The sequence below is a fragment of the Actinokineospora sp. UTMC 2448 genome (assembly GCF_024760565.1).
Classification (GTDB): Bacteria; Actinomycetota; Actinomycetes; order Mycobacteriales; family Pseudonocardiaceae; genus Actinokineospora; species Actinokineospora fastidiosa.
Genome location: NZ_CP031087.1, coordinates 3,453,538 through 3,466,513, shown reverse-complemented (window position 1 = coordinate 3,466,513; position 12,976 = coordinate 3,453,538). Strand labels below are relative to the sequence as shown.

14 protein-coding genes and 1 tRNA gene are annotated in these 12,976 nt (G+C 69.3%); 7 read left to right on the top strand and 8 right to left on the bottom strand.

The window, feature by feature from the left end:
* Nucleotides 1-914 precede the first annotated feature (914 nt).
* Together Actkin_RS15860 and Actkin_RS15855 are read right to left on the bottom strand one after the other, a co-directional pair.
* The gene (locus Actkin_RS15860; RefSeq protein ID WP_258907790.1) at nt 915-1,337 is read right to left on the bottom strand and encodes an AbrB/MazE/SpoVT family DNA-binding domain-containing protein; all 423 of its coding nucleotides are present in this window, start codon (nt 1,335-1,337) and stop codon (nt 915-917) included.
* Nucleotides 1,334-2,281, bottom strand: a complete 948-nt coding sequence (locus Actkin_RS15855; RefSeq protein WP_258907789.1) for a tyrosine-type recombinase/integrase — start codon at nt 2,279-2,281, stop codon at nt 1,334-1,336. The genes Actkin_RS15860 and Actkin_RS15855 overlap by 4 nt, the downstream gene beginning before the upstream one ends.
* A 253-nt stretch (nt 2,282-2,534) precedes the next feature.
* Here Actkin_RS15855 and Actkin_RS15850 point away from each other — a divergent pair, with 253 nt between their 5' ends.
* Nucleotides 2,535-2,780: a type II toxin-antitoxin system RelB family anti-toxin gene (locus tag Actkin_RS15850; protein ID WP_258907788.1), complete on the top strand. Its 246-nt coding sequence runs from the start codon at nt 2,535-2,537 to the stop codon at nt 2,778-2,780.
* Nucleotides 2,781-2,858: 78 nt separating this feature from the next.
* Here Actkin_RS15850 and Actkin_RS15845 read toward each other — a convergent pair whose 3' ends face one another.
* The 3 genes from Actkin_RS15845 to Actkin_RS15835 form a co-directional block, all read right to left on the bottom strand.
* Complete coding sequence (locus Actkin_RS15845) at nt 2,859-3,866, bottom strand: tyrosine-type recombinase/integrase (protein ID WP_258907787.1); 1,008 nt, start codon at nt 3,864-3,866, stop codon at nt 2,859-2,861.
* Entirely contained in the window at nt 3,859-4,137 is a 279-nt protein-coding gene (locus Actkin_RS15840) for a hypothetical protein (protein ID WP_258907786.1), read from the bottom strand. Before Actkin_RS15840 ends, Actkin_RS15845 begins: the two co-directional genes overlap by 8 nt.
* A gap of 356 nt (nt 4,138-4,493) precedes the next feature.
* A tRNA-Leu gene (locus Actkin_RS15835) sits at nt 4,494-4,580 on the bottom strand.
* A gap of 127 nt (nt 4,581-4,707) precedes the next feature.
* On the opposite strand from Actkin_RS15835, the gene Actkin_RS15830 reads away from it, so the two are divergent.
* The 3 genes from Actkin_RS15830 (at nt 4,708) to Actkin_RS15820 (ending at nt 7,487) form a co-directional block, all read left to right on the top strand.
* Entirely contained in the window at nt 4,708-6,024 is a 1,317-nt protein-coding gene (locus Actkin_RS15830) for a M20/M25/M40 family metallo-hydrolase (protein ID WP_189211712.1), read from the top strand.
* Between the two features lie 19 nt (nt 6,025-6,043).
* Nucleotides 6,044-6,919, top strand: coding sequence for an alpha/beta fold hydrolase (locus Actkin_RS15825; protein ID WP_229786794.1), 876 nt, complete (start codon nt 6,044-6,046; stop codon nt 6,917-6,919).
* Between the two features lie 70 nt (nt 6,920-6,989).
* Entirely contained in the window at nt 6,990-7,487 is a 498-nt protein-coding gene (locus Actkin_RS15820; protein WP_189210277.1) for a DUF2231 domain-containing protein, read from the top strand.
* Here the strand turns inward: Actkin_RS15820 and Actkin_RS15815 are convergent.
* Together Actkin_RS15815 and Actkin_RS15810 are read right to left on the bottom strand one after the other, a co-directional pair.
* Nucleotides 7,480-7,692 carry a DUF5703 family protein gene (locus Actkin_RS15815; RefSeq protein ID WP_189210276.1) on the bottom strand — a complete coding sequence of 71 codons (213 nt, stop codon included), beginning with the start codon at nt 7,690-7,692 and terminating at the stop codon, nt 7,480-7,482. The two genes, Actkin_RS15820 and Actkin_RS15815, sit on opposite strands and share 8 nt — an antisense overlap.
* On the bottom strand, nt 7,689-8,648 hold the full coding sequence (locus Actkin_RS15810) for a YncE family protein (protein WP_258907785.1): 960 nt from the start codon (nt 8,646-8,648) through the stop codon (nt 7,689-7,691). Before Actkin_RS15810 ends, Actkin_RS15815 begins: the two co-directional genes overlap by 4 nt.
* A gap of 191 nt (nt 8,649-8,839) precedes the next feature.
* On the opposite strand from Actkin_RS15810, the gene Actkin_RS15805 reads away from it, so the two are divergent.
* Entirely contained in the window at nt 8,840-9,229 is a 390-nt protein-coding gene (locus Actkin_RS15805; RefSeq protein WP_258907784.1) for a hypothetical protein, read from the top strand.
* Between the two features lie 794 nt (nt 9,230-10,023).
* Here Actkin_RS15805 and Actkin_RS15800 read toward each other — a convergent pair.
* The gene (locus Actkin_RS15800) at nt 10,024-11,001 is read right to left on the bottom strand and encodes an aldo/keto reductase (RefSeq protein ID WP_258907783.1); all 978 of its coding nucleotides are present in this window, start codon (nt 10,999-11,001) and stop codon (nt 10,024-10,026) included.
* Between the two features lie 83 nt (nt 11,002-11,084).
* Between Actkin_RS15800 and Actkin_RS15795 the strand changes: the two genes are divergently transcribed.
* Both Actkin_RS15795 and Actkin_RS15790 read left to right on the top strand, forming a co-directional pair.
* Entirely contained in the window at nt 11,085-12,134 is a 1,050-nt protein-coding gene (locus Actkin_RS15795) for an LLM class F420-dependent oxidoreductase (RefSeq protein ID WP_258907782.1), read from the top strand.
* Nucleotides 12,131-12,958 carry an undecaprenyl-diphosphate phosphatase gene (locus Actkin_RS15790; RefSeq protein ID WP_189210271.1) on the top strand — a complete coding sequence of 276 codons (828 nt, stop codon included), beginning with the start codon at nt 12,131-12,133 and terminating at the stop codon, nt 12,956-12,958. The genes Actkin_RS15795 and Actkin_RS15790 overlap by 4 nt, the downstream gene beginning before the upstream one ends.
* Nucleotides 12,959-12,976 lie beyond the last annotated feature (18 nt).

Here is a 12,976-nt window from a genome sequence, read left to right as displayed (position 1 = left end):
CTGTACCGCGTCTGGACCACCGGGAGATCGACGAGCTCTTGGGCTTGCACGCGTTCGAGACGAAGGTGGCCGCGCCGGGGATCGAGGCGTAGCGCTATCGGCAGCGCTTGGCCCGCGCCCGCGGGCGCCTAGTGTGCCAGCGCGTCGCCGACCTCGGGCGGTAGATAGACGAGCTGCTCAAGCCGTGCCCACCGATCCGGAATCCCTGCCGCTGGAGGTGGAGGCGACCGCGGCCGTCGACGAATGGTAGCGCCGCCCGGCGCGGCGCGGATCGAGATCGACGGAGTCGACCACGGCAACACAGTCCTGGTCGAGGCGTGGGCTCACCACGTCCACCGAAACCGGCCCAGTAGACCGAGGTCTTTGGTCGACGCGCTGAAGATCCTGCACGCCGCCATCCTGTTCCCGACCGCGCCCCGACTGATCCTGGTGGAGACAGGGGAGAGCGTGATTGCCGGATGTCCGCAGTGGGCTCGGATGGCAAGGAAGATCGACCACGCGTCACCAGGTGTCAGCGAGAGGGCGACTTGAAAGCCTTTCGTGTTGTACAACTGCCCTACGTTTGCTTTCTCGTGCCGCTCCAACTGGGCAGTCCCGTCGCTGATCGCTCAGCTCACTTCGAGTCCGACGGCTTCCAACCGACACACCGCCATGACTGGGACGGGCGTAGACGGAGAACGGGCCCGGCGAAGGCTGCCAAGGCTTGCATCCGTACCCCACCCGGGCAGGCCCGGCGATGCTCGTTGTCCTGGTTCTCGGTCCTCGGCTACCGTGGGGCCCTTGCGCTCGTTGTTCTGGTGGCCGCCATGCTCCCGGCCGGCGCCCGCCGTTCAGCCCTGACGCGCGGCCCGTCCATGGCTCGCCAGTAGCCGCGGGGTTCGCTCCGTCCTCGACCTTCGTGCGGCGCCCGGTGCTCAAGGAGTGACCTGGGCGATACGGCTGACGAGTTTTGCCATCGCTTTCGCCGAATAGGCGATCAAGAGCTGCTGTTGGCGTACTCCGATTAGCATGACTGTGTCGCCTTTGCGGATGCCGGTGAGGTCGCGTAGCCCTGCGGGGATGAAGACCTGTTGTCGGCAGTCGATCTTGTTTGGGCTCTGCGTCATTGGGCTGATGACGATCGCGTGGCCGCGTAGCCGGGCGTTTGTGGCCTGTCCGGCGTGCCAACCCATGGCTTGGAGCAGTTTGCTGGCTGCTACCCGGCCGGAGTGGTCGATCGTTCCGAGTGTCAGCAGCAGGTCGGTCTCATCGGGCCACAGCTGGGCGTTGGTTGTTGTCAGCGGTGGCGCTGGTTCGGGCGTGGGTGGGGAGAAGAGGGCGGTGAGGCGTTCGCTCATGGTTGTCGGGCGAGGATGGGGAAGGTGGGAAGGGAATTGAGTGGTGGGGGAGTGGTGGCGAGAGGGTGGGGTTCTCGGGTGTACGCGGAGAGGGCGGTGGCAAGGTCAGGGAGGGAGGGTTTGGTGTAGACGGCGGTGATGTCGTCGGAGCGGGGGTGGGCGTGGCCTGCGTAGCCGCGGGCGACAGAGGGGCCGTAGTGGCGTTCGACCCAGGTGAGGGTGGTGTGGCGGAGCCAGTGGGTGGAGATGTTGCGGGCGGAGACCCAGGGGAGGTGTTTGCCGAGGCGTTGCCAGAGGTGGTCGTAGCGGCGGTGAGTGATGGGGTTGCCGTTGGTGTGGCGGAGGAGGGGTTCTGGGGTGGGTTTGTCGTTGCCGCGGTGCTGTCGGTGGGCCAGGAGTGAGGCGATGAGGGTGGGGCTGGCGGGTTGCCAGCGGATGGTGTTGTTCTTCTCGTGGAGTCGGATGAGGCAGGTGGTGGGTTCGATGTCGTCTTCGCGGAGGGCGAGGGCGCCGCCGCGACGGCAGGCTGTTTCGAGGTGGAGGCGGAAGAGGAGGGTGTCGAGGACGGCGTCGTGTCCGCTGGTGGTGATCTCGTCGGCCAGGGCGGCGATCTCGGCTGGGCTGAGGGAGTGGCGGGTGCTGGGTCGACGTCTGGGTTTGGGGACTTTGTCGGCGGGGTTGTGGCTGGCGGGCAGGAGGTTGTCGTTGACGGCGCGGGTGTAGATGGCGCGCACGGCGGAGATGAAGTGCTCGGCGACGGAGTGGCCTCCGCGGTCGTTGCGGCGGATGCGGCGGTTGGCGACCAGGTGCCGCATCTGGGCTTCGATGTCGGACGGGGAGATCTCGTCGAGGCGTTTGTCGCCGAAGGCGGCCACGGTGTGGGTCCAGTAGGTGCCGTAGGTGCGGCGTGCGCCGGGGCCTGAGGCGGCGATGACGTGGGGCACGTAGTCGCTGAACTTGGGGATGTCGGTCGGGACAGAGGAGGTCTTCGGGGGTGAGGCCGAGTTGGGTCAGGAGGATGCGCGCGGCGTGGATGGTCGTGGGCGTGGCGGTCACTGGGTGCTCTCACTCGAGTGGTGATGCCTTGGCGGGGCGGCTGGCCGTTGAGCTGCGGGTTTGGTGGCTCCGACTGGTTGGTGCGCATGTTGTACCAGCGTTGGTACGGACTTGCACGGTGGCGCGTACCAACGTTGCCCCGTGCCTGCGTCGCCGGTTCATCCGCGTCTTGCGGAGAACCGTGCGCGTTTCGGGCACCGCGTGGCCGCGTTGCGGCAGGGCCGCGAGTGGACCCAGGAGCAGCTTGCCGAGGCCAGCGGGTTCGACCGCAAGACCATCAACCGCATCGAGAACGGCAGGCACGCGCCGAGCTTGGACAGGGTCTTCGTCCTGGCCGACGCGTTGAACGTGCCGCCGGTGGAGTTGTTCACCTGGGCGGATTCCTGAATCACCCGATCGTGTCGCTCCTGGCCGGTTGTAGACGTCGGCTGGTTCGTCGGGTGCCGTGCCTGCTTGCGCGCGGGCTTATCGGCCTGGCTGATGGGTGGCGAGTGGGTGCGGTTCGCCGGTGTATGCCGACAGTGCTCGGGCGACCTCGTGAGGCACGCCCTTGATGTAGGTCAGGGTCGATCCGCCCCTGGTGTCGGTGTGGCCTGCGTAGGCTCGGGCGACGGCGTAGCCGTAGCGGCGTTCGACCCAGGTCAGGGTGGTGTGCCGCATCCAGTGCATGGACACGCCGAGCTTCTCGGCCCAGGGCAGGCGCTTGTGGACTCGTTCCCACATCCGGTCGTAGCGTTGACTGGAAAGAGGCCTGCCATCCGCATGCCGCAGCAGTGCGTCCTCAGGGGCGGCAGCGCCTCGAACGGTGGCGTGATGCGCCAGGCTGCTGGCCAAGGTCGGGCTGATCGGTTGCCAGCGCACTGTGCCGAACTTCTCGTTCAACCGCACCGCGCAGAGATCCACGTCGAGATCGACTGCGCGAAGGCGGAGTGCTCCTCCTCGGCGACAGGCGGTCTCCGTGTGCAGCCTGAGCAGCAGTGAGTCCAAGATCGGATCCCTGCTCGTGGCCAGCGCCACTTCATTGATCAGCCTCACCTCATTGGGCGTGAGTGCCCGCCGTACGTTCGGCAACCGCCGCGGAAGTTCGACCTCCCTCCCCGGATTGGTGCCACGGGGAAGCCAGCCGTCCGCGATCGCCAGCCGGAAGAACAGTCGCATCGCACGGACCGCGCTTTCGCCAGCATGCCTGCCTCCCCTCTGGTTGGACCGACGGACGACTTCGCGGCTTGCTTGGCGCTGGAGGGCGAGGATGTCGGTGACCTTGACTTCGTCAAGGTGGCGCTCACCGAAGGCGGCCAGTGCACGCGTCCAGTGCAGGGCGTACCTGGCTCGCTGGCCTTCGGACGCCGCTGCGCGCACGATGGGCATGTACTCCGACACCGTCGGACGCGCGCGCCGTAAGAGATCGGCGGGCGACAGGCCGAACTCGGCGAGGAGTTGGGTAAACAACGCTCGCTTCTGGTCATCAATCATGGAAGAGTCCCTGTTTGGCGTAGTGCTGGAACATGATCGCCGCAACCATCGAAGCCGAATGAACCAGCAGGGAGTTTGATTTCGGTCGGGCCACCAGAACGGCCAGACTGCCCGATTCCAGTGAAAGAATCCTTCGAACGCCTACTGGCAAGAACAGGTGTTTGCGCGCATTGAGCTCGTAGCGACCCTCGGCGTTGAGCGTAAGGAGTACGCCGTCTTGCTTCAGGGCAATCGAGTACCGATCGTGAGGTAGCCAACCGAGCGTGTCCAAGATCCGGAGATCGCCTACGCGACCAGAGTGATCGACACGAGCAGTAGCCAGCAGGAGGCCGTGATCGTCGTGGGCGCTCGGCAGGGCCGCAGGTGGGGACGCTGGAAGCCTCGACCGGGGTCTACTCGCGGGTGGAACGAACAAGGGAACAGGACCGTCCGTCACCGTGTCACCACCAGACCGCCCAGGCTGGGATCCCAGCCGATTCCGCGGAGACAGGCCACACGTCTACGTGTGTAGGGCAGCAGTGAGTACTCCTAACTGCAGAGATCCGTGCCCGCGAACGCCAAAAGCTCCACGGAGAGTAGTCGATGTGACTCTCCGTGGAGCTCCCGCAGCTGGAATCCCAGCTGAAGTGGTGTCCGAGGGGGGACTTGAACCCCCACCCCCTTAACGGGGACTAGCACCTCAAGCTAGCGCGTCTGCCATTCCGCCACCCGGACGTGCGGGGGAGCCTGGGCCTCCCGCGTGGTGTGGACATACCTTAACTGATCGTCCCCCGGGCGCCCAAATCGGGTGGGGCTTGGGGGTGTGGGGGGTGGTAGGAAGGGCGGTGTGAGCGAGCAGGAGATGGGCGGCCTGGCTGTCGCCGAGGCTGAGGTTGTGGGTTTGACCAGCGAACTTATCCGCATCGACACCACGAACACCGGGGATCCGGCGACCGTGGTGGGGGAGCGGGAGGCGGCGGAGTACGTCGCGGAGAAGTTGGCTGAGGTGGGGTATGAGACCACCTACGTCGAGTCGGGGGCCAAGGGGCGGGGGAACGTCTTCGCGCGGCTCGAGGGGGCCGATCCCTCCCGGGGCGCCCTGCTCGTGCACGGGCACCTCGACGTCGTGCCCGCGGACCCGTCCGAGTGGTCTGTGCACCCCTTCAGTGGCGCCGTGCAGGACGGCTACGTCTGGGGGCGGGGCGCGGTCGACATGAAGGACATGCTGGGGATGACGCTGGCGACCGCGCGCCGGTTCAAGCGGGACGGGATCGTGCCGCCGCGGGACATCATCTTCGCGTTCCTCGCCGACGAGGAGGCGGCGGGCGACTACGGCTCGCAGTGGCTCGTGCGGAACCGGCCCGACCTGTTCGAGGGCGCGACTGACGCCATCAGCGAGGTCGGCGGGTTCTCGATCACCGTCAAGGACGGCGTGCGCGCCTACCTGATCGAGACCGCCGAGAAGGGCATCGCCTGGATGAAGCTGCGGACCCGGGGCCGCGCGGGCCACGGGTCGATGGTCCACGAGGACAACGCCGTGACGAAGCTCACCGAGGCCGTCGCCAAGCTGGGCACGCACCGGTTCCCGCTCGTGCTGACCGAGTCCGTCCGCGAGTTCCTCGCCGCCATGAGCGAGCTGACCGGGCTGGAGTTCGACGAGGACGACCTCGACGGGACCGTCGGCAAGATCGGCACCGTGGCCCGCATGATCGGCGCCACCCTGCGTGACACCGCCAACCCCACCATGCTCACCGCCGGGTACAAGGCCAACGTCATCCCCTCCGTCGCCGAGGCCGTCGTCGACTGCCGGGTGCTGCCCGGCCGCGAGGAGGCCTTCGAGCGCGAACTCGCCGAGATCCTCGGCCCGGACGTCGAGCGCGAGTGGATCAGCAAGCTCCCCCCGGTGGAGACCACCTTCGACGGCGCGCTGGTCGACGCCATGACCGACGCGATCGCCGCGGAGGACCCGGGCGCCCGCGCCGTGCCCTACATGCTCTCCGGCGGCACCGACGCCAAGGCGTTCAGCTCACTCGGGATGCGCTGCTTCGGCTTCGCCCCGCTCAAGCTCCCCGCCGACCTGGACTTCACCGCCCTGTTCCACGGTGTGGACGAGCGCGTCCCCGTCGACGCGCTGCAGTTCGGCACCCGGGTGCTGGACCGGTTTCTGCGCAATTGCTGACCGTGCCAGGATGCGAGCCATGCGGGTCGTCCTGGGTGACGGGGCCGAGCTCGCCGTCGCCGCAGCGGGAGACCCCGCCGCCGAGGTCACGGTGGTGCTCGCGCACAGCTACGCCCAGGACCACCGCGTCTGGCACAAGATCATCGACACCCTCCCGCACGCCACCGAGCAGCCCGTCCGCGTCCTGGCCTACGACCACCGCGGGCACGGCCGCTCCACGGCTGCCACGCCCGAGACCGCGACCGTCGAACAGCTCGGCGACGACCTCGCGGAGCTGATCGCCGACCAGGCCAGCGGGCACGTCGTGCTCGCTGGCCACGGCATGGGCGGGCTCGCGCTGATGTCGCTCACCGTCCGCCACGTCGACCTGTTCACCCGCAGGGTCGCCGGGCTGGCGTTCCTGGCCACCAGCGCGAGCAGGCTGTGCGACACGTCCGCGGCCGTCCCGCACTCGGTCGGCCGCGTGGTGCAGGACCTGCGCGGCATCCTCGGCGGCAGCGTCGACCGGGTCAGCCGCAAGGCGATGGCCGTCGGGCTGCGCTGGCTACTCCTCGGCGACGACCCCGACCCGGACGACATGCGCCTGGTCGCCGACATGGTCAGCGCGCACTGGCCCGACACGGTCGCCCTCTTCCGCCCCGGCCTCGACCGCTACGACCGGGAGGCCGCGCTCGCCGTCGCCGCCGACGTGCCCGTGCTCGCCATGGTCGGCGACCGCGACCGCCTCGTCCCCGCGGCCCACGCCGACGCGCTCGCCGGGTCCGCCCACGACGGCGCCGCGGTCGTGCTGCCCGGGCTCGGGCACATGCTGCCGCTGGAGGGCGCGCCGCAGGTACTGCCCCGATTGGTCGGCCTGGTGCACGCCGCCTTGCGCAAAGTGGGGGAAACATGGTGAACCCGTGGGGGAACCGAAGCGTGGTTTCGGGAGACTCACCATCTGGGACGAGGCCTAACCGGAGGTGTGCATGCCCGAGTTCGTGAACGGACTGCCCCTGCACGTGCTGATGATCCACGCGGTCGTCGTGTTCGTGCCGCTGGGCGCGCTGGGCACGATCCTGATCGCCGCGTGGCCCGCGGCCCGGCGCAGAGTCGGGTGGCTGGTCGCCGGGACGGTCGCGGTGGGCACCGCGCTCACGCCCATCGCCGCGGAGAGCGGCGAGCTGCTGCAGCGCAGGCTCCCGGAGAACCCGCTGATCGTCGCCCACCAGCAGCTGGGCGAGCAGCTCATCTACTTCGTCGTCCCGCAGCTGCTGGCCGTCCTCGGGCTGATGGTCGCCCACACCGTCAACCAGTCCGCCCAGCGCGCCGATGGCGGGCCCTCCGCCCGCGCGCGCGTCATCCTGGCGGTGACCGCCGTCCTGGCCGTCGGGCTGTCTGCGGCGGCGGCCGTGCACGTGTTCCGCGTCGGCGAGGCGGGCTCGCGCGCGGTGTGGGAGGGCGTCGCCAACCTTCCGGCTAGGTGATGACGCCGGATACGACCCCGGGCCGCCGCCTGCGCCGCAGCCACACCTTGCGGGTGCCGTCCGCGTACAGCCGCACGTTGGACAGCTCCCAACCGGAGAACTCCGCGTGGATGGCCAGCTGCGTGGCCGCCGTCAGCCGCGAGACCTGGGGCGGCAGCCGCAGCGGCCGGTACTCCCAGTCGCCGTCGATCACTCCCTCGGTCATGGTGCGATCACCTGGACACCTCCTCCGTTCGCGGACGCCACGACGACGCGGCCGTCCGCGGGGTCGACGGCCACCGAGTTCGGCTGGCCGACGGTGGGGAACCTGAACCGCTCCTCGGGCTCGCCGCCCGCGACGTCGAAGCCGACCACCTCGTTGGTCGCGGTGAGCGTCACCCAGGCGAGATCGCGCTCGGCGTCGTAGGCGATCCCGTACGGCGCGCCGGGCACGGGGTAGCGCTGGCGCAGCAGCAGCGGGTCGAGGCCGAACGCGAGCAGCGAGTTGCCCCGGGTGTCGACGACCAGGACCCGGCCGAACCGGTCGACGACGCCGTTCGTCGCGCCCTCGCCCGCGCGCAGTCCTTCCTCGACCGAGCCCTTGGCCATGTCCAGCCGGAACACCGCGTTGCGCAGGTGGTCGAGCACCACGGCGTGGTCGCCGGTGGCGAAGACGCGGTCGGCGCTGAGCAGGCCGCCGCTGAAGTTCTTGGTGACCGTGCCGTCGGTCAGCACGGCGACGCCCTTGCTCTCGCGGACCGCGACGATCGTGCCGTCGGCGAACGGCGTCGCGGCGGCGGGCGCGCCCTGGACGCCGACCTCGGACGTGGCCGCGGACGCGGTGTCGACGCGCACGACCTGGTTCTTCGTGGGCACAGCGGCCAGGAGGTCGGCGCCGTCGACGGTCAGGGTCTCGACGGGGCCGGGGAGCGCGACGGAGCGGGGGGCCTTGTCGAGCGCGGCGAGGTCGTAGAGGTCAACGCCGGTGTCCGTGGCGACGGCGAGGGTGCCGCCGGTGACGGCGACGGCGCTCGCCGCCTCGGCGGGCAGGACCCGGCCCGCGGGCTCGGCCGTCGGGGCGGGGGAGCGGGCGGCCGTGGCGGCCACCGGGTCGGTGGTGACCATCAGCTCGTCTTGCGGCTGCCCGCTCGAGCATCCGGCGAGCAGGACGGCAGTGGCCACGGCGGCGACCGGAAGGCGCAACGAACTCCTCCGACGGGATTGGGCTGAACGGGCTGTCCCCCAGCATCCCGCACCGGACCTCGGCAAGCCACGTCCATGTGGTCCGTGTCGCCCACCCGGCCGATGGTTGCGCGTTTGTAACGGCGGGTGGGGTCGGGTCGAATAACCGGGCACGAGTGCGGGAGGAATCAATGGCGATCGATCCTATGCACCTGCCGATCTTCGGTGACCCCCGGCCGGTCCAGCCCCCGGCCGCGGTCCGGGCGGCGGCGGTCTTGCTGCTGGTCCAGGCAGCGCTGACCGTGGCGGTCGCGGTCCATGCGGGGGCGGATCCGACGTTCTTCGCCATCGCGGTGTTGTTGACGATGGCATTCACCCACGCGTTGCGGGCTGGCCGGGATTGGGCGAGGCCCGCGGTCGGGGCGAGCGCATTCGCGTCGCTGTTTCTGTCGATCGCGGTTATCGACGGGGTGGTGGTGTTGGCGCTCGTGGGGGTTTCCGGGGCCTTGCTGGCGTCGTCGCTGCGGTTGATGTTCCGGGCTGAGGTCCAGGGCTACTTCGCGTCATCAGACGTTGACTGATCGTTATCTCGCGTCTTCCTCAATCGAGGTGCGGTAGCTAGCGCACCTGCGCCCCTCGCCGAGCTGCATTTCACTATTCACTAATCACTATCAAGGTAGTGGATGATGACACGACGCCGGGGAGACCAGCTGCGAGACAGACCTCAATACAAAGAAAAACGCATAGAGAAGGGGGCAGGCAGCAGGGCGCGTGACGAGCTGAGGCCGGTGGATCTGGGCTTTGGGCCGAGGACACGAGAACGGGAGGTGGGAACGGTTCGTCGTTGGGACCGGGCTGGCGTCCGTAGCGACGAGGAGTTGGGGAGGGTCGGGGACGGCCGATGGGTGGTCGGGCTGGGCATGGGTGGGTGTGAGAAGCACGGGACGTGGGGGCTGGGAGAGAGGTAGCTGAGAGGCGCGAGGGTGGTGTGGGGGACGTACCGGACCTGCCCGCTGTGGCGGTCGGCTTGGGTGGGGAGGGCAGGGGGGCTACGAGCGGACGGGAGGAGACGGCAGGGCCGCTCACGCATCGGGAGCAGGGCTGCTCGCGCATGGGGGCAGCGACATCGCTGGCAGAGCTGCTGCGTCGGCCGAGGTGGGCAGCTGCCGTAGTGGCTGGCCGCCAGGGTGGGCAGCTGCCGTGGTGGTTGGCTGCCGTGGGTGGGCGGCTGAGGTGCGTGCCTCCGGTGGTCGGCGTGTCTCTCGGTGGTTGACGGGACTGCCGTGGTTCACGGGACTGCGTGATCGACGGGACTGCCGTGATCGACGGGACTGCGGTGTTGGTGGTGGTGGTGGTGGTGGTGGGCTTGTGGTCGTCAGTCGAGGTGGCGTTCTGGGTAGGCGAGGTCTGGCTTGCTGACGTCGTCCAGGGCGGCGCGGATTTCTGGGGGGAGGATGAGGGATTCGGCGGCCAGGGAGCCGCGGAGTTGGGCGGCGTCGCGGGCGCCGACGACGGGGGCGGTGACGCCGGGGCGGTCGCGGACCCAGGCGAGGGCTACTGCCAGGGGGGAGGTGCCTAGGCCGTCGGCTGCGGTGGCTACGGCCTGGACGATGCGGGCGGCTCGGTCGGTGCGGTGTTGTTCGATGTAGTTGCCCCACTGGGGGGAGGCGCCTCGGGAGTCGGCGGGGGTGTTGGTTCGGTATTTGCCGGTGAGGACGCCTCGGCCGAGGGGGGCCCAGGCGAGGATGCCGATGCCGTGGTGGGCGGCGGCGGGGGCGACCTCGCGTTCGATGCCGCGTTCGAGCAGGGAGTATTCGACCTGGGTGCTGACCAGGGGTGCGGCGCCGGGGGTGTGGGCCTGGCGGGTGGCTGCGGTGGCGGTCTGCCAGCCGCTGTAGTTGGAGATGCCCGCGTAGCGGACCTTGCCGCTGCGGACGGCGGCGTCGACGGCGCAGAGGGTTTCCTCGAGTGGGGTGAGGGCGTCCCAGGCGTGGAGTTGCCAGAGGTCGACGTGGTCGGTGTCGAGGCGGGTGAGGGAGGCCTCGAGGGCGGCGAGGAGGGCGCCTCGGGAGGCGCCGCCGCCGAAGGGGCCGTCGTGGCGGCGGGCGACGGCCTTGGTGGCGAGGACGATGTGGTCGCGGGGGACGATGTCGTCGATGAGGGCGCCGATGAGGCGTTCGGTGTCGCCGTCTGCATAGACGTCGGCGGTGTCGACGAGGGTGCCGCCTGCTTCGGTGAAGGCGGCGAGTTGGGCGGCCGCGGCCTCGGCGTCGGTGTCGCGGCCCCAGGTCATGGTGCCGAGGGCGAGTCGGGAGACCCGCAGGCCGCTGCGGCCGAGGTGTCGTTGCTCCACGGCGGCCAAGCCTAGGCGGCGGGGGGCGTGGGGAGGGGGAGCGCCACTCCGGTCAAGGTCTACTGGGGGGTAATGTCGGGCGGGTGCGACTCGGACTGAACATGGGTTATTGGGGTGCGGGCAACGACGCGGCGAATCTGGCGTTGGCCAGGGAGGCCGATCGGTTGGGGTTCTCGGTGGCGTGGGTGGCCGAGGCGTACGGGTCGGACGCGCCGACGGTGTTGGCGTGGGTGGCGGCGCAGACGGAGCGGATCGATGTGGGGAGCGCGATCCTGCAGATCCCGGCGCGGCGGCCGACGATGGCGGCGATGACGGCGGCGACGTTGGACGCGTTGTCGGGTGGGCGGTTCCGGTTGGGGTTGGGGGTGTCGGGGCCGCAGGTGTCGGAGGGTTGGTATGGGGTGAGGTTCGACAAGCCGCTGGCCAGGACGCGGGAGTATGTGGAGATCGTGCGGTCGGCGCTGCGGCGGGAGCGGGTGAGTTACCAGGGGAGGCATTTCACGCTGCCGCTGCCGGAGGGTCCGGGGAAGCCGTTGAAGTTGACGGTGCATCCGGTGCGGGAGGAGATCCCGGTGTATCTGGCCTCGATCGGGCCGAAGAACCTGGAGTTGACGGGGGAGATCGCGGACGGCTGGTTGGCGATCTTCTACTCGCCGGAGCACGGGCGGGAGTCGTTGGCGCGGATCGCGGCGGGTCGGGCGAAGGTGGGCAGGTCGCTGGAGGGGTTCGACGTGGTGCCGACGGTGCCGTTGGTGGTGCAGGACGACTGGGAGGCGGCGGCGGACACGGTGCGGCCGTATGCGGCGCTGTATGTGGGTGGGATGGGGAGTCGGGAGCAGAACTTCTACAACAACCTGGCGTGTCGGATGGGGTTCGAGGCGGAGGCGGCGCGGGTGCAGGATCTGTACCTGGCGCGGGATTACGCGGGGGCCGCGGCGGCGGTGCCGGTGGGGTTCGTGGACCAGACGTCGCTGTTGGGGCCGAAGGAGCGGATCGCGGAGAGGATGCAGGCCCTGGCCGAGTCGGGGGTCACCACACTGACGGTGTCGCCCATCCTGCAAGATCTTGAGCGAAGCCTGGCGGCCCTGCGGGTGGCCGCGGAAGCACTCGATCTCGCGGGAGTCGGTTCTTGACCTGGTTTGAAGCCCTGGTGCTCGGTCTTGTCCAGGGTCTGACGGAGTTCTTGCCGATCTCGTCGTCGGCGCATATCCGGATCGTCTCCGAGCTGTGGTTCGGGGAGGACGCGGGGGCGTCGTTCACGGCGGTGATCCAGTTGGGCACCGAGGCCGCGGTGGTGATCTATTTCGCGAAGGACATCTGGCGGCTGCTGAAGGCGTGGTTCCGCGGGTTGGTGTCGCGGGCGGCGCGGTCGGATCCGGATTACAGGATGGCCTGGTATGTGATCTACGGGTCGATCCCGATCGCGGTGTTGGGGGTGTTGTTCAAGGAGCAGATCCGCAGTGGGCTGCGGAACCTGTGGATCACGGCGATCGTGTTGATGGTGTTCGCGGCGATCCTGGCGGTGGCCGATGAGACGGGGAGGCAGGCGCGGACGCGGTTGACGTTGAAGGACAGCTGGGTGATGGGGTTCGCGCAGGCGATGGCGCTGGTGCCGGGGGTGTCGCGGTCGGGTGGGACGTTGACGGCGGGGTTGTTCCTGGGTTTGCGGCGGGAGGACGCGACGCGGTACGCGTTCCTGTTGGCGATCCCGTCGGTGTTCGGGGCGGGGATCTTCAGCATCCCGGATGTGATGGACCGCAGCGGGCCGGGGTTGCAGGCGGACATCCCGCAGACGATCGCGGCGACGGTGGTGTCGTTCGTGGTGGGGTATGCGTGTGTGGCGTGGTTGTTGCGGTATGTGTCGAAGCACAGCTACATGGTGTTCGTCTGGTATCGGATCGCGTTGGGTGCGGTGTTGTGCGCGTTGCTGGCGACCGGGGTCGTGAGTCCGACGTGATCGGGGCGGCCTAGGCTC

Bases quoted from the DNA above. Each gene is read 5' to 3' on its own strand.
- Actkin_RS15860 (WP_258907790.1), bottom strand. From the start codon at position 1,337: ATGAGCGAACGCCTCACCGCCCTCTTCTCCCCACCCACGCCCGAACCA.
- Actkin_RS15845 (WP_258907787.1), bottom strand. From the start codon at position 3,866: ATGATTGATGACCAGAAGCGAGCGTTGTTTACCCAACTCCTCGCCGAG.
- Actkin_RS15830 (WP_189211712.1), top strand. From the start codon at position 4,708: ATGGGCGGCCTGGCTGTCGCCGAGGCTGAGGTTGTGGGTTTGACCAGC.
- Actkin_RS15825 (WP_229786794.1), top strand. From the start codon at position 6,044: ATGCGGGTCGTCCTGGGTGACGGGGCCGAGCTCGCCGTCGCCGCAGCG.
- Actkin_RS15820 (WP_189210277.1), top strand. From the start codon at position 6,990: ATGCCCGAGTTCGTGAACGGACTGCCCCTGCACGTGCTGATGATCCAC.
- Actkin_RS15815 (WP_189210276.1), bottom strand. From the start codon at position 7,692: ATGACCGAGGGAGTGATCGACGGCGACTGGGAGTACCGGCCGCTGCGG.
- Actkin_RS15805 (WP_258907784.1), top strand. From the start codon at position 8,840: ATGGCGATCGATCCTATGCACCTGCCGATCTTCGGTGACCCCCGGCCG.